The organism is Morganella morganii (assembly GCF_019243775.1).
In the GTDB taxonomy this organism is placed as follows: Bacteria; Pseudomonadota; Gammaproteobacteria; order Enterobacterales; family Enterobacteriaceae; genus Morganella; species Morganella morganii.
Window position 1 is genome coordinate 3,121,616 of sequence record NZ_CP069157.1, and the last position, 20,281, is coordinate 3,141,896.

Here is a 20,281-nt window from a genome sequence, read left to right on the forward strand (position 1 = left end):
TGAGGTTGTTATGCAACAGAAACTCACGCAGTTCTCGTTAACCGGTGCCGCCGTCACAATTCTGCTGATGATTGCACCCCAGGAAGCCTTTGCCATGCATATCATGGAAGGCTTTTTACCGCCGATGTGGGCGATTGCCTGGTGGCTGATTTTCCTGCCGTTCCTCGGCGCGGGGATTGTCCGCCTTAAAGCGATTGTTCAGGAAGATGCCAACCAGAAAGTTCTGCTGGCACTGTGCGGCGCCTTTATCTTTGTGCTTTCCGCGCTGAAGATCCCGTCAGTGACCGGCAGCTGCTCTCACCCTACCGGGGTGGCACTGGCGGTGATCCTGTTCGGGCCATCCGTGGTGGCCGTGCTCGGCTCCATCGTGCTGCTGTTCCAGGCATTGCTGCTGGCGCACGGCGGCCTGACCACCCTCGGTGCCAACGGCATGTCGATGGCGGTTATCGGACCGATTATCGGCTACCTGGTCTGGCGTTTCACCACCAAACTGGGCTGGCGTAAGGATGTCTGCGTCTTCCTTGTCGCGGTGATAGCGGATTTAACCACCTATTTTGTCACCTCGGTGCAGCTCGGTGTCGCTTTCCCGGATCCGCAGATGGGGATGGGTGCGGCGATCCTGAAGTTCATGGGTATCTTCTGTCTGACTCAGGTACCAATTGCGATTGCGGAAGGTCTGCTGACGGTACTGGTTTATGATCAGCTGGTGAAACGTAACCTGGTGGGTAACGAGGTGCGGGCATGAAAAAGACACTGATTTTACTGTTTCTGACTGTTGCGATTTTTGTCATCCCGTTCTTTATCGATCATGGCGGTGAATACGGCGGTTCAGACGATCAGGCAGAGCAGCAGATCCTCGCTATCGCGCCGGATTATGAGCCCTGGTTTGAGTCTCTGTACGAACCGGCCAGTGGTGAAATCGAAAGTCTGCTGTTTACATTACAGGGCTGTCTGGGCACTGCAGTGATTTTCTACGTGCTCGGTTACTACCGCAGCGGCCGGAAAAATGCAAAGCCTTGATGCGCTGAGTTATCAAAGCCGCTGGCGTCAGCGTGACCCGGGGATGAAGTTTGCCTTCTGGGTCGTGATGATGGTTCTGGCCATGAGCCTGCCGCCGGCAGGCCAGGCGGCTTTATTGCTGTGTATTGCGGCGTTTACCTGCTGGTTACTGCGGGTATCGCCGCTCCGCTATCTTAAATGGCTGCTGATCCCGTTCAGTTTTCTGGCTGTGGGTCTGGTGGCCATTATTATCTCATTTGCCCGCACACCGGACACTCTGCTGTGGGGCATTCAGATTGGTCAGTACTGGGTTGGCCTTGATCCCGCCGGTCTGACAACTGCCAATCAGACCTTCTGGCGCAGCATGGCGGCTCTCGCTGCCACCTTCTGGTTTATGCTCAATATGCCGTTTGAGCAGCTGATTAAACTGATGAAACGCGGCCGTCTGCCGCTGGTGCTGATCGAGCAGATCCTGCTGACCTGGCGCTTTATCTTTATCTTTCTGGAAGAAGCCGCCACCATTTACCACGCACAATCCCTGCGCTTCGGCTACCGCAACCTGCGCACCGGCTACCGCTCACTGGCGATGCTGGTCACCATGCTGTTTTCCCGCGTGATGATGCGCTATCAGCAAATGTCCGTCGCACTGAATGTGAAGCTCTATCAGGGAGATTTCCACCTATGAATCATCACCCTCAATTATCGGTCAGCGGTCTCACATTCCGCTATCAGGACGATAATATCCTGAAAAACCTGACGATGGATTTCGGCGCGCACCAGGTCACCGGGATTATCGGTGCCAACGGCTGCGGAAAATCCACCCTGTTTATGAACCTGTCCGGTATTCTGAAACCACAGGACGGTCAGGTGAACTGGCGGGGTAATCCGCTGAAATACGACAAAAAATCCCTGCTGGAACTGCGTCAGCATGTGGTGACCGTTTTTCAGGATCCGGATATGCAGATTTTCTACACCGATGTGGACAGTGATATCGCTTTCGCCCTGCGCAATCTCGGGGTGGAAGAGGATGAAATCAAACACCGCACCGATGAGGCACTGCGTCTGGTGGATGCGCTCGCCTTCCGTGACAAACCGGTGCAGCACCTGAGTTTCGGACAGAAAAAACGCGTGGCAATTGCCGGGGCGCTGGTGATGCAGTCAGATTATCTGCTGCTCGATGAACCGACGGCCGGGCTGGATCCTGCCGGACGTCAGCAGATGATCGATCTGCTGGCCCGTATTGCCGCAGCCGGTAAACACATTGTGATTTCCAGCCATGACATTGATCTGATTTATCAGGTCTGTGATGGTATTTACGTGATGTCGCACGGCGAAGTATGCGGCCACGGCACGCCGGAGTCCGTTTTCCTGCAAAAAGAGATGATCACCGCCGCCGGGCTGGAACAGCCGTGGCTGGTCAAACTCCACTGCGAAACCGGACTGCCGCTGTGCAAAACTGAACAGGCGCTGTTTGCACAATTGCAGCAGCAGACAACTCCCGCCGCCGGAACACACGAGGTAATGGCATGACATTTTCACTGATGATCCAGGGTACTGCTTCCGATGTCGGAAAAAGTGTATTAGTTGCCGGATTCTGCCGGATTTTTTCTCAGGATGGCTATCACTGCGCGCCGTTCAAATCACAGAATATGGCACTGAACTCGGGGATCACCCGTGACGGCAAAGAGATGGGCCGGGCGCAGATCTTTCAGGCGGAAGCTGCCGGTATAGAACCGGATGTGCGCATGAACCCGGTTCTGCTCAAACCGACCTCTGACCGCAAATCCCAGGTGATTCTGATGGGAAAAGTCGCGCAGAATATGGATGCGGCAGAGTATCACCTCTACAAACCTCAGCTGAAAGCCATGATCCGTGATGTTTACAATGACCTGGCTTCTGAGCACGACATCATTGTGCTGGAAGGTGCGGGCAGCCCGGCGGAGATCAATCTGCGCGACGGCGATATTGTGAATATGGGCATGGCGGAGATGATAGACGCACCGGTGATCCTGGTAGCAGATATCGATCGCGGTGGTGTGTTCGCCTCGATTTACGGCACACTCGCCCTGCTGACAGACGACGAACGCGCCCGGGTGATCGGCGTGATCATCAATAAATTCCGCGGTGATGTCGCCCTGCTGATGCCGGGCATTAAACAAATCGAAGACCTGACCAACGTTCCGGTGCTCGGCGTACTGCCGTGGCTGGATGTGGATCTGGAAGATGAAGACGGGGTAGCGTTACAGGTCGGCAAATATGACGGCAAAACGGAGGAAGTGCTGGATATTGTGGTGGTTCAGCTGCCGCACATTGCCAACTTCACCGATTTCAATGCCCTTGCCGCCCAGCCGGATGTCCGCCTGCGTTATGAATCCGATCCGCTGCTGGTCGGTGAACCGGATCTGCTGATTATCCCGGGCAGCAAAAACACCCTCGGTGATCTGCTGTGGCTGCGTCAGAAAGGAATGGATAAAGCCATTCTCACCCGCCATGCACAGGGTACACCGGTTGCCGGGATCTGCGGCGGCTATCAGATCCTCGGTAAACATATTTATGATGATGTCGAATCCGGATTATCCGATCTGCCGGGACTGGGGCTGCTCGATATCACCACCCGCTTCTCACCGGAAAAAAATACCACCCAGACCGCCGGAACCGTGTGCGGCGCACTGCCGGGGATCTGGTCAGCCTGTCAGGGTGAACCGATCAGCGGCTACGAGATCCACATGGGCGTATCCGAAACCGGCGCGGATGCCATCCCGTTTGCACAGATGCATGAGAAAAACCGCGAGCCGTGCAACCATGCTGACGGTGCGGTCAGCCCGGACGGCAGTGTGATGGGCTCTTATCTGCACGGAATTTTTGACCGCAACAATTTCACCCGTCCGCTGCTCAATCAGCTGCGGAAAAAGAAAGGGCTGGAGCCCCTGCCGGAGAGCACGTTTGATTATGCGCTGCATAAAGAACAGCAGTTTAATATTCTGGCGCAGCAGATGCGGGAACACCTCAATATTGATGAAATCTGCCGTCTGATGCGTGTACACAAGGAGAAAACAGCATGATTTTAATTACCGGCGGCGCCCGCAGCGGTAAAAGCAGTTTTGCTGAAGAACTGGTGGATAACCGCTGTCACAGTGCGCTCTATATCGCCACCTCAGTGGTGACGGATGATGAAATGGCCGCCCGCGTGGCACGCCATAAGGCCGATCGCCCGCAGCACTGGCGTACGTGGGAAGGTTTTAAAAACATTGCCCATGCTATCCGTTATGAACGCAAACCGGGCGAAGGGGTGATGCTGGAATGCATCACCACGCTGATTGCCAATCTGCTCTATGACGCCTCGGGCGGCGCGGATCCGGACACGCTCGATTACGCACAACTGGAGATCGGCATCAACAGCGAAATCGACCATATTATTGATGCCTGCAAAGAGAGCGAGTGCCCGGTGTATATCGTCACCAACGAACTGGGGATGAGCATCACACCGGAAAACCGGCTGGCACGCCATTTTGTCGATATCGCCGGACGTATTAATCAGAAACTCGCCCGTCAGGCCGAACAGGTCTGGCTGGTGGTCTCCGGGATCGGAGTTCAGCTCAAATGAACCTGAAATACCTGTGGGCGACACTCCAGTTTATTACCCGCATTCCGGTGCCGCAGCGCTGGAGTGAAGGCACGGAGTTTCAGCAGTACGGACGTGGCGTACCATTTTTTCCGGTGGTCGGATTGATTGCCGGGATCATTGCAACACTGCTGACGGTGTGGATTGCGCAAGCGGCTCACAGTCCGCTGATCGCCGCGCTGGGCTATGTGCTGGCACTGATCCTGATCACCGGCGGTTTTCACCTCGATGGCCTGGCAGATACCTGTGACGGTATTTTCTCCGCCCGCAAACGCGAAAGAATGCTGGAGATCATGCGCGACAGCCGCATCGGTACGCATGGCTGTCTGGCACTGATTTTTGCCCTGATGGCAAAATCCGCTGCCGCGTATGAGCTTCTCGCCTCCTCTTCCCTTTCCCTGACCACCGCTGCCGGATTGCTGATTTGCGCCCCGGTCGCAGGCCGCACCTGTATGTCACTGGTGATGTACAACCAGCGCTATGCCCGCGAGGGGGAAGGTATGGGCAATATTTATATCGGCCGTATCACTCTGCGCCAGTTTGTCATCACCCTCGCCACCGGCGCGGTGATTGTCACGGTAGCGGGCGGAATGAAAGCCCTCGGCGCACTGATTATCACCGCCTTTATTATTTACGGGCTGGGGCGTTATTTCCGCCATCACCTCGGCGGACAAACAGGGGACACACTCGGTGCCGCTGAAGAGTGCGGGGAAATTATCTTCCTGCTCGCGCTGTTCTGGGTGTAAGCAGATGAGTATCAGCCGCTTTATTCTTGTCCGCCACGGGGAAACCGCCGGGAACAAAGACGGTTTGTTCTACGGCAGCACTGATTTACCGCTGACGGAACACGGCCACCGCCAGGCAGCCAGCGTAGCCGCTTATCTGCAGGATATTCAGATAGATACTATACTGATCAGTGAATTGCAGCGGGCAAAACAGACAGCGGAATACATCCGCGCCCCGGAAACTCATCACTATCACTGCGACCCGCGCCTCAATGAAATGCACTTCGGCGAGTGGGAAATGCAGCATTACAGTGAGATTGCCGCCCGTTACCCGGCGGACTGGGAAACCTGGATGAATGACTGGCTGCATGCCGCACCGACCGGCGGCGAGCCGTTTCCGCAGTTTGCGGCGAGGGTTCAGGCGGTGGCGGATGAACTGCGCCGGGAAGCATCAGAAACCCCGGCAACCCGGCTGATTGTCGCCCACAAGGGCGTGCTCGGGCTTATCATCACCCGCTGGTTCGGCCTGCCCGCAGAGGCCATGTGGCAGTTCCCCTGTGAACAGGACAGTTACAGTGTGGCGGAATGCCGCGACGGATTTATGACGTTAGCTGTGTTTAACGGGCGATCATGTTTTACGCCTGTTGTTTGATTATAAAAATATAATGTGAGCATAAAAACAATGACAACACTGAAAGACCTGATCCGTGCGATCCCGCCTCTGGATCACGCGGCCATGCAGGCGGCAGAGCAGCATATCAACGGATTGGCCAAGCCGCCGCGCAGTCTCGGCCGCCTGGAAGATCTGGCGGTACATCTTGCCGGAATGCCGGGGATTGACCATCCGGATAATCTGCCGAAAGAAATTATTGTGATGTGTGCGGATCACGGCGTATTTGCAGAAGGTGTCGCCGTCACCCCGCAGGAAGTCACCGCTATCCAGGCCCGCAATATTCAGAAACAGCTGACCGGTGTCTGCGCGGTTGCCCGCAGCAACGGCACCAGCGTGCTGCCGGTGGATATCGGCATTGACTGCGATCCTATCGATGACATGATTTCCCTGAAACTGGCACGCGGCTGCGGCAATATCGCCAAAGGCCCGGCAATGTCTTACGCCGATGCGGGGCATCTGCTGGTTGCCAGTGCAGAGCTGGTAAAACAGCGGGTTGCCGCCGGGATCCGCGTTGTCGGCACCGGGGAACTGGGGATCGCCAATACCACCCCGGCGTCTGCGATGATCAGCGTCCTGTGCGGGCTTGATCCGCATGATACCGTCGGTATCGGTGCCAATCTGCCGCTGGATCGCGTCTCGCACAAAGAAGCGATCGTCAGACAGGCTATCGCGCTGAACAAGCCGGATCCTGCAGATGCCATTGATGTGCTCGCCAAAGTCGGCGGGTATGATCTGACCGGGATGACCGGTGTAATTCTGGGTGCCGCCGTCTGTGGTATTCCTGTCGTGCTCGACGGCTTTTTATCTTACGCCTGCGCTATCGCAGCCTGCCGTCTGGCCCCTGCTGTCCGGGACTATCTGATCCCGTCCCACTTTTCCGCCGAGAAAGGCGCGGGTATCGCGCTTGAGCAGCTCGGTCTGAAACCTTTTTTATATTTGGATCTCCGGCTGGGTGAAGGCAGCGGCGCGGCATTAGCCATGTCCGTCATTAATGCCGCATGCAGCATGTATTGTCATATGGGGCATCAGGCCGGGAGTGGTTTCACTCTGCCGCCATCCCCCACCCGGTAAAATGGATTATATTTTTAGGGAGTAAAACGCCATGCGAAAGAAGATCCCGAAAACGGATTTACTGATCACCTTCGAAGCTGTTGCGCAGTATGAGAGCTACACCCGGGCAGCGGAAGAGTTATCACTGACCCAGAGTGCGGTTTTCCGTCAGATCGCCGCGCTGGAAGAATTTCTGAATGTGTCGCTGTTTCATCACGTCCGCAAACGTATTTTCCTCAGTGATGCCGGAAAGCATTACCTCGGGCTGGTGCATGACACGCTGGATAAGCTGGAAAAAGACACCCAGGATATTATGTCCTGGCAGTCATCACAGCAGCTGTTTGAGCTGGCGGTAACACCGACCTTCAGCACACACTGGCTGATCCCGAACCTGCAGAGCTTCCGTGAGAAACATCCGGAAATCGCATTAAGTATTAGCGCATTAACCACACCGGCGGACTTTACCAGCCTGAAATACGATGCGGCAATCATGCGTGAGGATTTCTGTAATCCGTGGCCGGATTTTGAATATCTGTTTGAGGAAGAGCTGGTACCGGTCTGCAGCCGCATGCTGTGGCGGGATGACAGTATCAAACTCACCACCAGCCAGGTGCTGGAAGAGTTTACTCTGCTGCATCAGACCACCCGCCTCGATGCCTGGAGTGACTGGTTCCAGCTCTCGGGCATTCACAACCCGAAAACCCGGGTCGGTCCGCGCTTTGATCTGCTTTCGATGCTGATCTCCGCCATCCGCTCAAATCTCGGTGTGGCGCTGCTGCCGCGTTTTGCCATCCAGAAAGATCTGGAAAACGGCGATCTGGTGATCCCGTGCGACCTGCCGATGAGCACCGGCAACCGCTTTGTTCTCACCTATAAAGAGGACAAGAAAGGATCACTCAACCTGCGGAAATTCAGTGACTGGATCCACGAGAAATCGCGGGAAAAAGAACTGATTCTGTCTTAAATAAAAAAGGTGGCTCAGCCACCTTTTTTATTATCCGGAATACTTACTGTTTATCTGCCGCGATCCGGTTGCGGATATTCTCTGCGCGCTCTGCGGTCGGCGGGTGAGAATCAAATATGCTGTTCTGCCCTTTATCCATTTTCGCAAGCTTTTCAAACCCGGTGGCCAGACCTTCCGTTGAAATGCCGCGTTTTTTCAGCAGATCATAGGAATAATTGTCCGCTTCCGTTTCCTGACGCTGTGAGAACTGCGCATTAACCAGTTTGATACCCATATCAGCAAACTGAGAATTACTCAGTTCAGACGCCAGACCGCCCGCTGAACCCGCCGCGGTTTTTGCCGCCACCGCAGCATAGGCAACCTGCATTGCTTTACGGGTGTGACCCAGGCCGACGTGTCCTAATTCATGCCCCAGGACACCTTCGATTTCATTATCATTCATGATATCCATCAGGCCGCTGTAAACACGGACACAACCGTTCGCCATCGCCCAGGCATTCGGTTCATTGGTCATATAGACCTTGTAATTCACTTTTGTGCCGTTCACATCGGAACCTAATGATTTGGCGATTTTGTCCATGCGTGCCGCGTATTTTCCGGAGGCCGGTGCAATGTTATTTTTTGCGTCCATCTCTTTGCAGGCACCGTCCGTCAGTTTCACCATATCCGCATCGGTTAAGGTGGCCGCCTGAAATAACTGGCCGCCGGACTGTGCCAGGGTGTCATAATTCATATTCTGGCAACCGGCCAGAACAACAGCGGATACCGCAAGGGCTGAGATCGTCTTTAATTTCATTCTGTCTGCTTCCGTTTACTCAGTATTTTTACGGATGCAAAGGTATCAATTTATGTTCATCCGCTGCCAGCAGTCTATTCCGAAAAACAAAGCGCAGCGCTGCCGGACCGGCAAAAAAAAATCGCCCCGTATAAACGGAGCGATTGTGATAACAGACTGTATTTACGGGATGAATTACCAGTCGATACCTTTCTGTGCCTGAATACCACTGTCAAACGCGTGTTTAACCGGACGCAGCTCACTGACGGTGTCTGCCAGATCCGTGATATCGCGGTGACATCCCCGGCCGGTAATAATCACGCTCTGGTTTTCTGGGCGATTTTTCAGGTAACTGATAATCTCATCCAGGTCGATATAGCCGTAGCGCACCATGTACGTCAGTTCATCCAGCACCACGAGGTCATAGGACGGATCCTCTAACATCGCTTTGCCGAACTGCCATACTTCCTGTGCCGCTTTGGTATCGCCTTCTTTGTCCTGCGTGTTCCAGGTAAAACCGGTGGCCATGATATGGAATTCAACCCCCAGTTTTTCCAGCACATTGCGCTCGCCGCATTCCCACTGGCCTTTGATAAACTGCACCACGCCCACTTTCATACCGTGTCCGGCGGCGCGGGTCGCGGTACCAAAGGCCGCAGTAGATTTCCCTTTCCCGTTGCCGGTGAAGACCATCAGGACTCCGCCGGTCTTCTGAGCCGCGGCAACGCGCCCGTCGACATGCTCTTTCAGTTTCTGTTGCCGTTGTTGATAACGTTCGTCGCTCATGCAAACTCCTCAGGGAAAGTGTTGGCTCAGGCAGGCTGGCCTGCCACGCATTTCTCACATTTTTTCGTCTGAACCTGTTCGAAGAAGTTATTCCCTTTGTCATCCACCAGGATAAAGGCCGGGAGCCCTTCCACTTCCATTTTCCAGACTGCTTCCATACCCAGTTCAGGGTATTCCAGAATATCCAGGCTCTTCACATATTCCTGAGCCAGAATCGCCGCAGAACCGCCGATACTGCCCAGATAGAAGCCGCCGTGTGCTTTACAGGAATCGGTCACCGCCTGACTGCGGTTTCCTTTTGCCAGCATCAGCATACTGCCGCCCTGCGACTGGAACAAGTCCACATACGGATCCATCCGGTTACCGGTGGTCGGGCCGAGAGAGCCGGAGACCAGGTCTTCCGGTTTTTTCGCCGGACCCGCATAGTACACCATATGATCTTTGAAATACTGCGGTAATCCCTGTCCGCTGTCCAGGCGCTCTTTCAGTTTCATATGCGCGATATCACGGGCAATGATGAGCGGGCCGCTGAGAGAGACGCGGGTGGAGACCGGATACTTGCTCAGCTCTTTGAGGATTTCCGCCATCGGCCGGTTCAGATCGATACTGACCATGTCGCTTTCATTCTCTTTGCGCATGGATTCCGGAATGTAACTTGCCGGATTGTATTCCAGTTTCTCCAGCCAGATCCCGTCTTTGGTGATCTTGCCTTTGATGTTACGGTCAGACGAACAGGACAGTGCCAGACCAATCGGGCAGGAACCGCCGTGACGCGGCAGACGGATCACACGGATATCATGGGCGAAATATTTACCGCCAAACTGGGCACCGAAGCCGAACTCACGGGTGGCTTCCAGCAGTTCCTGCTCCAGCTCGCGATCGCGGAAGGCGCGTCCCAGCTCATTACCGGTATCCGGCAGATTGTCATAATATTTGGTGGACGCCAGTTTCACCGTTTTCAGGTTCATTTCCGGTGAGGTGCCGCCGATACAGAACGCAATATGGTACGGCGGGCAGGCAGTGGTACCGAGATACTTCATTTTGTCGATCAGGAATGCTTTCAGGCGATCATGTTCCAGAATGGCCTTGGTTTCCTGATACAGCGCGGTTTTGTTGGCAGAGCCACCGCCTTTATTGATAAACAGGAAGTGATATTCCGCGCCTTCGGTGGCCAGGATATCAATCTGTGCAGGTAAGTTGGTGCCGGTATTCACTTCCGTGTACATATCCAGCGCTGCGTTCTGTGAATAACGCAGGTTTTCACGCTGGAATGTGTTGTAAATACCACGGGATAAGCATTCCGCATCGTTGACGCCGGTCCATACCTGCTGGCCTTTTTTCGCCACGATAGTCGCGGTGCCGGTATCCTGACAGTTCGGCAGAACCCCTTTGGCAGAGATTTCCGCATTGCGCAGCAGTTGCAGCGCGACATATTTGTCGTTTTCGCTGGCTTCAGGGTCGCTTAAAATCTGTGCAACCTGTTTCTGATGTGCCGGACGGAGGAAATAGGAGGCATCATGCACGGCCTGCTGGGCAATCAGCGTCAGCGCTTCAGGTTCAACCTTAAGCATCTCACGGCCTTCAAATGTCGCCGTGGAAACGTGCTCCCTGCTCAGCAGATAATAGTCCGTTTTATCTTCCGATAACGGGAATGGCTCCTGATACTCAAAAGTTTTATTTGTCATTATATTCACTCGTATTAAATCAGAAAAATGAAGAACCTATTGACTCACAATTTAAAAAATAAAATTACCTGTCCCGATTATGGTGGCTTATTATGCACAAAAACAAATGATTAAAATGAAGAAGTTGGTGAATTTCATGAAGGAACAGACACGTATCACACCATTTTAATATCATTATTAAATCCGTTTAAAAACAAAGTAATAAACCATAAATTAACGATTTCAAAATGAGAAAATAACATATTATCGTTACATTTGATGATTGAATTAAATTTATAAAATAAAAAACCAAAGTTTATTTTAATAAAATGAGATCTTAATACGGAAATACAGAATAATGAAAATGTAAAAGTGTTAAGCGGGTCATGAGATACAAACTGCAGATATAAAAAAACACAGGTGAAAATCGGTACCTGTGTTTTTTTTCATACAGAGAATAGGTTCTTCAGCCTGCTTTTTTCAGCGGCTCCGGTTCTGCCATCTCAACTACCGCTACCGGCGGTTTTCCGTGACAGCCTTCCCCGTAATGCTCGCCTTCCCAGCGCCCGACAATCGCCGCGCCCATCGCATTACTCATCACGTTGGTCGCGGAGCGGCCCATATCCAGGAACGGATCGACTCCCATCAGCAGAATTAACCCGGCTTCCGGGATATTAAACTGTGTCAGTGTGGCGGCAATCACCACCAGCGAGGCACGCGGCACACCCGCCATACCTTTGGATGTCAGCATCAGGATCAGCAACATTGTAATCTGATCTCCCATGGAAATCTCAATATTACAGGCCTGGGCGATAAAGATAACCGCAAAAGAGCAGTACGCCATAGAGCCGACGAGGTTAAAGGAGTAGCCAATCGGCAGTACAAAGCTGGCGATTTTATTGGAGACACCGAACTGCTCGAGCTGCTTCAGTGTACCCGGAAACGCCGCTTCAGAGCTGGAGGTGGTAAATGCCAGCAGCGCCGGCTCAGCGATCCCTTTGGTCAGCCGCAGAATACAGCGCCCCACGATCAGAACTGCCAGACCGATTAACACCAGCCATAATGTTGCCAGTGTCAGGTAGAATTCACCCATAAAAATACCGGCTTCCAGCAGCACCACCAGCCCGCGCTCGGCGATCATACCGGAAATAGCGGCAAAAACCGTCAGCGGCGCAAACAGCATGACATAGCCGGTCAGTTTCAGCATCAGGCTGACCACCGACTCCAGCAGTGTCAGAATCGGCTTACCTTTTTCACCGATAGCGGAAAGAGCAATTCCCATAAAAATAGAGAAAACAACGATCTGCAAAATCTCATTACGGGCCATGGCATCAACGATACTGGTCGGGATCAGATGGGCGATAAAGTTTTTCACCGAAAACGCGGCGGTCGCCACATTGTCCACCACTGTATCCGCCGGTGCCACAAAGTTAATTCCCGCACCCGGTTTAAGCAGGTTAACAATCACCAGCCCGAGAGTGATGGAAATAAAAGAAGCGCAGACAAATAAAAACAACGTCTTGGAGAAAACCCGGCCGAGTGTCCGCGCATCCCCCATTTTTGCAATACCCACCACCAGCGTGGAGAGGATCAGCGGCGCGATAATCATTTTAATGAGTCGCAGGAAAATATCTGTCACCACTGAGATATCAGCAGAATATTGCTGATTAAACCCGGGTGTGGCCAGTTTGTTCAGCGCAAAGCCGACAATCACCCCGATAAATAACGCAGCCACAATCCAGGTCGTTAAACTTCTTGACTTCATACTATCTCCATAATGCTGATGTACTTAATCCCCCGGAGACTTTAAAAAATCTGATTAATTTCTTCTGAGCCTGACGGCAGCAGAAAAAATAATAAGCAGAAAGTGAGGGAGTTCAGAACAAAACTGACATCTGCCTTTAACAAAATGAACAATAAAATACACCGCTATTGACATAGTGATGTGTTATTTTACCGGGCGGACCGTACATTATTCCGCCATTACTTTGTTGCAGATAAAGGATTCCGTAACAGATGTTACGTAATAAAGTGTGTTTTAAACTGTTATTTACATCAGATTAACCCTGATGTTGTTTTTTTATACTACCGACCGGTTTTCAGATGAAAAATACGGCTCTCCTGAAATCATACTCCTTTTTTATTTGATGTCCCTCTCTTTATTGTTTAATTTTTTGTTGCTGATAAAACCAGCAACTCATTATTTTTCATTAAAATTTTTAATAAAAAAGGGCCGCGTGATAATGCGGCCCTTTCCGGAACTGAATGAAAAATCACTTATTTCGGCAGAACCCCGAAGGCGCGGAAATTGCCGGTCTGCGTGATAAAGGTGTTGTAATACTCATTTTCCGCCACCGTATTGGATGATGCGGACCCGGCAGACGCGGATACCAGATCCATGGTGGTCTGGTGAATCTCTTTATTCAGCTTGTCGTGAATATCCGGATTATCAGATTCGTTAATCTGCTTCAGCAGGCCGGTTAATTTCAGCGCCTGTTTCTGTGTTTCCGCATCTTTAAACTTCGGCTCCGGAATGGCGTAATCGAAAGTCATATTGACGCTGTCTTTCAGCTCATCACCCGGCGCCACCGGCTGTAATTTTTCTCCGTAATCGGATTCGATATAGGCGACCAGTTCTGCTTTATCAAAACATTTGGTTTTAATATTGCCGACAGACTGGCGGTTACTGGTGGTAATTTCTTCCGGGAACGCCGTACCGACAGGATAACTGCAATTAAACAGATTGTGGTCAATCAGGGTGGCATTGCTGCTGCGCACCGGCATCTGTAAATCATGGCCGTTAATGGTGACATCATACAGCGCCGGTTTAAAGCGATCGCTCTGCCCTTCCACCGCATAGACCTCAGACAACATATAATAGACGTGATTATCCGGGTTAATAATGCCGCCGCTGTTATTGTCATACACCATAAAATTCTGTTTCTCACCCTTCGCATTCTCAATGCTGTGCATACCCGGTGATAATTTCAGTTTCGCGGCGGTACCCGGTTCGGTGGTGTATTCTTTGTCATCCACTTTAAAGGTCAGTGTGGTGTCAGTCGGGTTGCTGTACCAGAATTCATTTTTAGTGCTGTCCGGATCCAGACTGTCACAGGCGGCCATTAATAATACGGCAGAACCTAATACACTTAGTTTTATTGCGGTTTTCATAATCGATCTCATCATATTGTTCTGAACACAGTCCCGATATTATCAATCCTTATTTACCCGGCATAGGATAAATTACCGCCAAATCCCGGCGGCTAAAAACACAATAATCAGGTAAAGCCGGAAAATAACAGGATGATGACTTATATCATCAGGCGTTATTGTATTTTTTCCGTAGTTTCTTTTCTGTTATCGCCAATCTGCATTATTACTGTCACCACCCGCGCAGCAGTAAAAAAGCAGATTATTTTAATTCGTTATTAATATTTAACTATTCGTCATCAGGCGATGTTATCGCGCATTATGTGCACCCTGACAATATTTCTGTATGACAATCCCCGGTTCAGTGATATGTTTTTTTTATTACTTCATTTCTGTGCCGGATAATCATCATGATGATTTTTTTTGCTGTGGCGCTCGCTCACTTTATCGCTCTGATAAGCCCCGGGCCTGATTTTCTGCTGATTATAAAAAGTACCCTGCGTAACAGCAGACGGGTGGCATTTGGTGTTGTCTCCGGTATTGCCACTGCCAATGCACTGTATATTGTACTCTGCCTGGCCGGTGCAGGCGCTATCCTCGCACAATCTGTCACGCTGATGATTCTGATTAAATTGTTCGGCGGAATATTCCTGCTCTTTATCGCATGGCAGGCATTACGGGCAAAAAAATCTGATTACCGTTTTCTGATGGCACAGGCAGCTGAAGACAGAAATACACATCCGCAGAGTACGTTTAAAAAAGAATTTCTGGTCGGCTTATCCTCCGGCCTGTTAAATCCCAAGAATTTATTATTCTATTTAAGTCTGTTTACTGTTGTGCTGGAAAGTCAGGATAATTCCGTACTATTTAAAACCGGTATTGCACTCTGGATGGTGATGGCCGTATTAATCTGGGACAGCCTGATTATGTATCTTCTGACCCGGCCCGCAGTACGTCAGCAATTTAATCGCTGTGCCTTCTGGATTGATAAAACCGCCGGTATTATTCTCGGTCTGGTCGGACTGAAAATTATTCATATGACATTTAAAAGCACGCCTTAACTTAATCAGGATATTACCGTGACTGCTGTTTTACGACATTGTTTTACCGCTCTGCTGATTATTTTTATTTCTTTGCAGACAGCTGCTGCCGGGAAAAATATCCCGGCTGAAATAAACGGCCTTAACGGCACACTGACACTGCCGGAAAACAGCACGCCGAAAGGTGTCATCCTGTTTATTGCCGGTTCCGGCCCGGTGGATCGTGACGGTAACAGCCCGGGCAGTCAGACCGATAATCTGCGGATGCTGGGCGATGCCCTGAGTGATGCCGGTTATATCACACTGCGGACCGACAAAGCCGGAACAGGTGCCGGTGCAGCAACCGTTAACCCGGCAGATATCACCTTTGCCGGTTATCTGCGGGATTATCAGGCGTGGTTCGATTTTCTGCAAAAGCGCTATCCGGACACCCCGGTGTATCTGCTCGGCCACAGTGAAGGGGCGTTGTTTGCCACCCTGATGGCGCAACAGCATAAACCGGCGGGGATTATCCTGGTTTCACCTGCGGGATATACCATCGATATTATCCTGAAAAAACAAATGAGTACCCAGCCATTCCCGCCGGAGGCGCTGGCCTATATCAACGATGTGATTGACCGGCTGAAAGCAGAGAAAACCACGGAGAATGTCCCGCCGTCTCTCAATATTCTGTTCGCCCCGGAATTACAGCGCTATTTTATGGAGTGGATGCAGTATGACCCGGCAGAAGAGCTGGCAAAAGTGAGCGTTCCGGGACTGATTATTCAGGGTGGTCATGACTGTCAAATCCCTCCGGAAAACGGCGAACGGCTTATCCGTACCGCACCGGATAATCAGTATGCGGAGATAGCAACCATGAATCACGTTCTGAAAGCGACCCCTGCTGATTGTGCGGCGGCTATCGCCAGTTACAATAACCCGGCGCTGCCGCTGCACCAGGAACTGGTTCCTGCTATTACCCGTTTTTTATCTGCCCGCTGACGTCATGTCAGCGGATGTATTCCGTCAGGGTGTTTTTTTCAGTGTCTGCAGAAAGTTATTATAAATTTCAGTGAAATCATCTTTAAAGCCGGGGAATTCCGCGAGACTTTTGATATTCAGGGTAATATGCATCATAAAACCGTGGATCAGGCTGCATAACAGATAAGAGTCATACTCTTTGATTGTCTGCTCTGCTTTCAGCTGACTGATAATATTATCCACCCGGCTGCTGATATAGCGCCGGTTAATACCCTCAAATTCATACCACCCGGCGACCGGCATCACTTCCTGAACCGGAATCAGTTCCCGGTAATGCTGTTCCAGATAATTCATAAAACTGCGGACAACAAGCTGCAGCTCTTCCCATTTATCCGCCAGAGGTTCAATATGATCGAGGACAGCACTGATTTTCTGTAATTGTATTTCATAGCAGTGCAATAACAGGTCACTTTTACTTTTAAAGTGGTGATAAAACGCCCCTTTTGTGACCCGTGCATCACGGGCAATTTCATCAATCGAAACGGACTGATAGCCTTTTTCAATAAAAAGTCCGTGTGCCGAAATCAGTAATGCCTGCCGCGTCCGTGCTGAATTTTCCTGTTGCCTGGTCAGTGTGTTCATGGTAAAAATGCCCTGTTACATACTATCAGTATGTAATCGTATCACAGTATTTTTTGGGTGCCAACAAACGGAAATCCTTATGCTTAAACATGATAACACTGTCACGGAATCCGTTGATTCCGTACCGGTCACCGATAAAGAACAGGATGACAATGCCTTTTATCTCAGCGTGATAAAAGACATTATTTTGTGGATTGAGCATAACCTGGATAAGTCACTGCAGCTGGATGTGGTGGCTGAACGTTCCGGCTATACCAAATGGTATTTTCAGCGGATTTTTAAACGCTTTACCGATATGACGCTGGCAGGCTATATCCGCCGCCGCCGTCTGACAAAAGCCGCCACCGAATTACGGCTGACCACACAAAACATCGGTGATATCGCGCTGAAGTATCAGTTTGATTCCCAGCAATCTTTTGCCCGGCGTTTTAAGGCAGTCTTTAATATGACCCCGACAGAATACCGCCGTAATCCCAACTGGGATCTGACAACGCTGCAACCGCCGGTACAACTGGAAATGCCGCCGCTGCCACAGCCGGACATTATTATGCTGGATGATATCGCTGTTATGGAAAAAGGCTATCACTACCAGTCACCGCTGGATGAAATCGGCCATCTGCATGAAGAGATCCGCACGACATTCTGGCGTGATTTTATCCGTCTGGTGTCACCGGAACTTCCGTACTGTTATGTCCGCACCGCCTATGACAGAACATCAGATCAACCGGAATGTATTGCTATCGGCTATCATATCGGGGTGGATGATCCGGCCTTTATTGTACAGGAAAACGAATTAACACCGGCGGTGATCAACCGCGGGAAATATGCAAAATTCCATTTTGACGGCTTATTCCGTGATTACCGGGATTTCACCTTCAATGTGTATTTATACGCGTTACCGCAGCTCGGATTATGCCGCCGTCCGGGACTGGATATTGAAAAATATACCCGAACCGAAGCAATAAGTGATAATCCGCCAGAGCACCTGTGTGTGGATTATTATATTCCGGTACTTTAATCTCTCCCGCATTTTCTCCCTGTTCATGCCGGTTATTTTCTGTTACAGAAAAATAACCGGTATCTGACATAATATTGATTACGGTCAGTAAATCTCAGCACGGTTATTAACCTGTTGTAATATACTATAACCTTCATTAACTCAGTATAAATACGTCACCCTCCGGCAGTTAAATACAATTACCACGGACGGACCTATGAATAAACTGACTCCGCTGAAACCTGTTCCTTCCTTAATCGCTGTTCTTATTACCTGTATTATCTGGTTTGCTGTTCCGGTACCCGATGGCGTTGATCCTAATGCCTGGCATCTGCTCGCACTTTTTGTCGGTACAATTGCCGCGATTATCGGTAAAGCGATGCCTATCGGTGCCGTTTCCATGGTGGCGATTGCCCTTGTCGCCCTGACCGGCGTGACTAATCCCGGCTCCGCGAAAGCTGCGCTCGCTGATGCCCTGAGCGGCTTTTCCAATGAGCTTATCTGGCTTATCGGGGTCTCTATTATGGTCTCCCTCAGCCTGAATAAAACCGGGCTCGGGGCACGTATCGGGTACTATTTTATTTCCCTGTTCGGCAAGAAAACGCTGGGTATCGCTTATTCCCTGGCGATCGCCGAAACCGTACTGGCACCGGTCACTCCCAGTAATACTGCGCGCGGCGGCGGGATCATCCACCCGATTATGCGCTCTATCGCTGACAGTTTCGGTTCAAAAGCCGATGACGGCACCAGCGGAAAAATCGGCCGCTATCTGGCGCTGGTGAATTACAATACCAACCCTATCACGTCCGCCATGTTTATTACCGCCACCGCACCTAACCCGCTGATTGTCACCCTGATTGTACAGGAGGCCGGTAAAGGAGCAGAGCTGAGCTGGTCGATGTGGGCAGTGGCCGCATTTTTACCGGCGCTGATCTCGCTGATTATCATGCCGCTGGTGATCTATTTTCTGTATAAACCGGAGATCACCGCCACCCCGGATGCCCCGGAATTTGCCCGTGAGCGGATCCGCGAACTCGGCCCGGTGTCTCTGCCGGAAAAAATCACACTCGGGGTCTTTATCCTTCTGCTGGCATTGTGGGCCGGCGTGCCCGGCTGGCTGTTCGGCAGTGAATATAACGTGAACCCGACTACCGCCGCCTTTATCGGCCTTGCCGCCCTGTTGTGCAGCGGTGTGCTGAGCTGGGATGATGTGCTGAAAAACAAAGGGGCGTGGGATACCGTCGTCTGGTTCGCCGCGCTGGTAATGATGGCATCATTCCTCGGCAAACTCGGGCTGATAAAATGGGTCTCGCTGACGGTCGGCGGCGGTATTGACCATCTCGGGATCGGCTGGACCGGCGGGATGCTGCTGCTGGTGCTGTTTTATGTCTATTCCCACTACTTTTTTGCCAGCACCACTGCGCATATCACCGCCATGTTCGCGGCGTTTTATGCCGCCGGACTGGCACTCGGCGCACCGCCGATGCTGCTCGGGCTGACCCTGGCGTTTTCCTCCTCGCTGATGATGTCACTGACTCATTACGGCACCGGCACCGCCCCGATTATTTTCGGTTCGGGTTACACCACCCTAGGTGAGTGGTGGAAAACCGGTCTGGTGATGAGCATCGTTAACCTGGTTATCTGGATTATCGCCGGCAGCCTGTGGTGGAAACTCCTCGGATACTGGTAACAGATTGACCGGCATCATCTTCCTGAGGGTATTCTTTGCCGAATTAAGAATTATCGCATAAAGAATACTTATATACTGACCCCGCAGTTTTTATCAGTGATAACACGGGGGGATGATGCAAAAGGAGATAGTGCAGCCGGTATCTGCGGACACCGGCGCGATTGAGCAGTCCGCGGATAATCCGTCGCCCTGTGCGCCGCTGACCCCGTCGGCGGAAACCCGCTATCTGAAAGCGATGGAGCAGACTGACCGTTATCACTGCCGCTATAATCCGTCCTATGCTCTGCTGGATAACGCAGAGCCCGCGCCGGTCATTCCCGCAGCGCTGTTCCGCAGCGGGTGTCCGGCCACGCACTCATTCTGTCAGATGCGTCTGCAATGGCTGGCGGCCACCTGCGCCATTGATACCGCTGCAGAACATGCCCTCAGCGACTCACATTGGTACGCGGCACAGCGGGTACTGATTATTGATAACGGCCATAATCCGCTGACCACGGCAGAGCTGGTCATCGCCGCTTATATCACCGGTACAAAATGACATCCG

Annotated in this window: 21 protein-coding genes; 15 read left to right on the forward strand and 6 right to left on the reverse strand. The window is 51.5% G+C overall.

What is annotated here, in order from left to right:
- Positions 1-10 precede the first annotated feature (10 nt).
- From JL661_RS14965 to JL661_RS15010, 10 genes are read left to right on the forward strand one after another with little or no spacing between them, the layout of a single operon-like run.
- Positions 11-745 carry an energy-coupling factor ABC transporter permease gene (locus JL661_RS14965; protein WP_062773408.1) on the forward strand — a complete coding sequence of 245 codons (735 nt, stop codon included), beginning with the start codon at positions 11-13 and terminating at the stop codon, positions 743-745.
- Positions 742-1,020 (forward strand): energy-coupling factor ABC transporter substrate-binding protein, encoded by a 279-nt coding sequence (locus JL661_RS14970; RefSeq protein WP_004236160.1) that lies wholly within the window; start codon positions 742-744, stop codon positions 1,018-1,020. The genes JL661_RS14965 and JL661_RS14970 overlap by 4 nt, the downstream gene beginning before the upstream one ends.
- Entirely contained in the window at positions 1,007-1,684 is a 678-nt protein-coding gene (locus JL661_RS14975) for an energy-coupling factor ABC transporter transmembrane protein (RefSeq protein WP_004236162.1), read from the forward strand. The genes JL661_RS14970 and JL661_RS14975 overlap by 14 nt, the downstream gene beginning before the upstream one ends.
- On the forward strand, positions 1,681-2,529 hold the full coding sequence (locus JL661_RS14980; protein WP_062773406.1) for an ATP-binding cassette domain-containing protein: 849 nt from the start codon (positions 1,681-1,683) through the stop codon (positions 2,527-2,529). Before JL661_RS14975 ends, JL661_RS14980 begins: the two co-directional genes overlap by 4 nt.
- Entirely contained in the window at positions 2,526-4,061 is a 1,536-nt protein-coding gene (locus JL661_RS14985; RefSeq protein WP_032098928.1) for a cobyric acid synthase, read from the forward strand. The genes JL661_RS14980 and JL661_RS14985 overlap by 4 nt, the downstream gene beginning before the upstream one ends.
- Positions 4,058-4,603 (forward strand): bifunctional adenosylcobinamide kinase/adenosylcobinamide-phosphate guanylyltransferase, encoded by a 546-nt coding sequence (gene cobU / locus JL661_RS14990; RefSeq protein ID WP_062773403.1) that lies wholly within the window; start codon positions 4,058-4,060, stop codon positions 4,601-4,603. Before JL661_RS14985 ends, cobU begins: the two co-directional genes overlap by 4 nt.
- Positions 4,600-5,367, forward strand: coding sequence for an adenosylcobinamide-GDP ribazoletransferase (gene cobS, locus JL661_RS14995; RefSeq protein ID WP_004236167.1), 768 nt, complete (start codon positions 4,600-4,602; stop codon positions 5,365-5,367). Before cobU ends, cobS begins: the two co-directional genes overlap by 4 nt.
- A gap of 4 nt (positions 5,368-5,371) precedes the next feature.
- Positions 5,372-5,998: an alpha-ribazole phosphatase gene (cobC, locus tag JL661_RS15000; protein ID WP_004236168.1), complete on the forward strand. Its 627-nt coding sequence runs from the start codon at positions 5,372-5,374 to the stop codon at positions 5,996-5,998.
- 30 nt (positions 5,999-6,028) lie between these two features.
- Positions 6,029-7,090, forward strand: a complete 1,062-nt coding sequence (cobT, locus tag JL661_RS15005) for a nicotinate-nucleotide--dimethylbenzimidazole phosphoribosyltransferase (protein ID WP_062773400.1) — start codon at positions 6,029-6,031, stop codon at positions 7,088-7,090.
- Between the two features lie 31 nt (positions 7,091-7,121).
- Positions 7,122-8,033, forward strand: coding sequence for a LysR substrate-binding domain-containing protein (locus tag JL661_RS15010; RefSeq protein WP_004236170.1), 912 nt, complete (start codon positions 7,122-7,124; stop codon positions 8,031-8,033).
- 43 nt (positions 8,034-8,076) lie between these two features.
- Here JL661_RS15010 and loiP read toward each other — a convergent pair whose 3' ends face one another.
- The 5 genes from loiP to JL661_RS15035 form a co-directional block, all read right to left on the reverse strand.
- Positions 8,077-8,829, reverse strand: a complete 753-nt coding sequence (gene loiP, locus JL661_RS15015; RefSeq protein WP_004236171.1) for a metalloprotease LoiP — start codon at positions 8,827-8,829, stop codon at positions 8,077-8,079.
- Between the two features lie 174 nt (positions 8,830-9,003).
- On the reverse strand, positions 9,004-9,594 hold the full coding sequence (cobO, locus tag JL661_RS15020; RefSeq protein ID WP_004236172.1) for a cob(I)yrinic acid a,c-diamide adenosyltransferase: 591 nt from the start codon (positions 9,592-9,594) through the stop codon (positions 9,004-9,006).
- 26 nt (positions 9,595-9,620) lie between these two features.
- A complete protein-coding gene (locus JL661_RS15025; RefSeq protein WP_004236173.1) occupies positions 9,621-11,279 on the reverse strand; it encodes a fumarate hydratase in 1,659 nt (552 codons plus the stop codon).
- A gap of 445 nt (positions 11,280-11,724) precedes the next feature.
- Positions 11,725-13,023, reverse strand: a complete 1,299-nt coding sequence (locus JL661_RS15030; RefSeq protein ID WP_004236174.1) for a dicarboxylate/amino acid:cation symporter — start codon at positions 13,021-13,023, stop codon at positions 11,725-11,727.
- 512 nt (positions 13,024-13,535) lie between these two features.
- Positions 13,536-14,429: a hypothetical protein gene (locus JL661_RS15035; protein ID WP_032098945.1), complete on the reverse strand. Its 894-nt coding sequence runs from the start codon at positions 14,427-14,429 to the stop codon at positions 13,536-13,538.
- Between the two features lie 389 nt (positions 14,430-14,818).
- Between JL661_RS15035 and JL661_RS15040 the strand changes: the two genes are divergently transcribed.
- Both JL661_RS15040 and JL661_RS15045 read left to right on the forward strand, forming a co-directional pair.
- On the forward strand, positions 14,819-15,469 hold the full coding sequence (locus tag JL661_RS15040; protein WP_004239048.1) for a LysE family translocator: 651 nt from the start codon (positions 14,819-14,821) through the stop codon (positions 15,467-15,469).
- Between the two features lie 18 nt (positions 15,470-15,487).
- Positions 15,488-16,429: an alpha/beta hydrolase gene (locus tag JL661_RS15045; protein WP_036419363.1), complete on the forward strand. Its 942-nt coding sequence runs from the start codon at positions 15,488-15,490 to the stop codon at positions 16,427-16,429.
- A gap of 24 nt (positions 16,430-16,453) precedes the next feature.
- On the opposite strand, the gene JL661_RS15050 is transcribed toward JL661_RS15045, so the two are convergent.
- Entirely contained in the window at positions 16,454-17,050 is a 597-nt protein-coding gene (locus tag JL661_RS15050; RefSeq protein WP_062773397.1) for a TetR/AcrR family transcriptional regulator, read from the reverse strand.
- A gap of 79 nt (positions 17,051-17,129) precedes the next feature.
- Between JL661_RS15050 and JL661_RS15055 the strand changes: the two genes are divergently transcribed.
- From JL661_RS15055 to JL661_RS15065, 3 genes are all read left to right on the forward strand, one after another.
- Positions 17,130-18,068 carry a helix-turn-helix domain-containing protein gene (locus JL661_RS15055; protein WP_036413815.1) on the forward strand — a complete coding sequence of 313 codons (939 nt, stop codon included), beginning with the start codon at positions 17,130-17,132 and terminating at the stop codon, positions 18,066-18,068.
- 196 nt (positions 18,069-18,264) lie between these two features.
- Positions 18,265-19,737: an anion permease gene (locus JL661_RS15060; protein WP_062773394.1), complete on the forward strand. Its 1,473-nt coding sequence runs from the start codon at positions 18,265-18,267 to the stop codon at positions 19,735-19,737.
- 130 nt (positions 19,738-19,867) lie between these two features.
- Positions 19,868-20,275, forward strand: a complete 408-nt coding sequence (locus JL661_RS15065) for a hypothetical protein (protein WP_240425577.1) — start codon at positions 19,868-19,870, stop codon at positions 20,273-20,275.
- Positions 20,276-20,281 lie beyond the last annotated feature (6 nt).

What these genes read in the sequence shown, in the direction of transcription:
- JL661_RS14980 (WP_062773406.1), top strand. Translation starts at nt 1,681, where the DNA reads ATGAATCATCACCCTCAATTATCGGTCAGCGGTCTCACATTCCGCTAT.
- JL661_RS15050 (WP_062773397.1), bottom strand. Translation starts at nt 17,050, where the DNA reads ATGAACACACTGACCAGGCAACAGGAAAATTCAGCACGGACGCGGCAG.
- cobC (WP_004236168.1), top strand. Translation starts at nt 5,372, where the DNA reads ATGAGTATCAGCCGCTTTATTCTTGTCCGCCACGGGGAAACCGCCGGG.
- JL661_RS15040 (WP_004239048.1), top strand. Translation starts at nt 14,819, where the DNA reads ATGATGATTTTTTTTGCTGTGGCGCTCGCTCACTTTATCGCTCTGATA.
- JL661_RS15060 (WP_062773394.1), top strand. Translation starts at nt 18,265, where the DNA reads ATGAATAAACTGACTCCGCTGAAACCTGTTCCTTCCTTAATCGCTGTT.
- JL661_RS14985 (WP_032098928.1), top strand. Translation starts at nt 2,526, where the DNA reads ATGACATTTTCACTGATGATCCAGGGTACTGCTTCCGATGTCGGAAAA.
- JL661_RS15030 (WP_004236174.1), bottom strand. Translation starts at nt 13,023, where the DNA reads ATGAAGTCAAGAAGTTTAACGACCTGGATTGTGGCTGCGTTATTTATC.
- JL661_RS14975 (WP_004236162.1), top strand. Translation starts at nt 1,007, where the DNA reads ATGCAAAGCCTTGATGCGCTGAGTTATCAAAGCCGCTGGCGTCAGCGT.
- JL661_RS15055 (WP_036413815.1), top strand. Translation starts at nt 17,130, where the DNA reads ATGCTTAAACATGATAACACTGTCACGGAATCCGTTGATTCCGTACCG.
- JL661_RS15025 (WP_004236173.1), bottom strand. Translation starts at nt 11,279, where the DNA reads ATGACAAATAAAACTTTTGAGTATCAGGAGCCATTCCCGTTATCGGAA.
- cobT (WP_062773400.1), top strand. Translation starts at nt 6,029, where the DNA reads ATGACAACACTGAAAGACCTGATCCGTGCGATCCCGCCTCTGGATCAC.
- cobS (WP_004236167.1), top strand. Translation starts at nt 4,600, where the DNA reads ATGAACCTGAAATACCTGTGGGCGACACTCCAGTTTATTACCCGCATT.
- JL661_RS14965 (WP_062773408.1), top strand. Translation starts at nt 11, where the DNA reads ATGCAACAGAAACTCACGCAGTTCTCGTTAACCGGTGCCGCCGTCACA.
- cobU (WP_062773403.1), top strand. Translation starts at nt 4,058, where the DNA reads ATGATTTTAATTACCGGCGGCGCCCGCAGCGGTAAAAGCAGTTTTGCT.
- JL661_RS15035 (WP_032098945.1), bottom strand. Translation starts at nt 14,429, where the DNA reads ATGAAAACCGCAATAAAACTAAGTGTATTAGGTTCTGCCGTATTATTA.
- loiP (WP_004236171.1), bottom strand. Translation starts at nt 8,829, where the DNA reads ATGAAATTAAAGACGATCTCAGCCCTTGCGGTATCCGCTGTTGTTCTG.
- JL661_RS14970 (WP_004236160.1), top strand. Translation starts at nt 742, where the DNA reads ATGAAAAAGACACTGATTTTACTGTTTCTGACTGTTGCGATTTTTGTC.
- cobO (WP_004236172.1), bottom strand. Translation starts at nt 9,594, where the DNA reads ATGAGCGACGAACGTTATCAACAACGGCAACAGAAACTGAAAGAGCAT.
- JL661_RS15010 (WP_004236170.1), top strand. Translation starts at nt 7,122, where the DNA reads ATGCGAAAGAAGATCCCGAAAACGGATTTACTGATCACCTTCGAAGCT.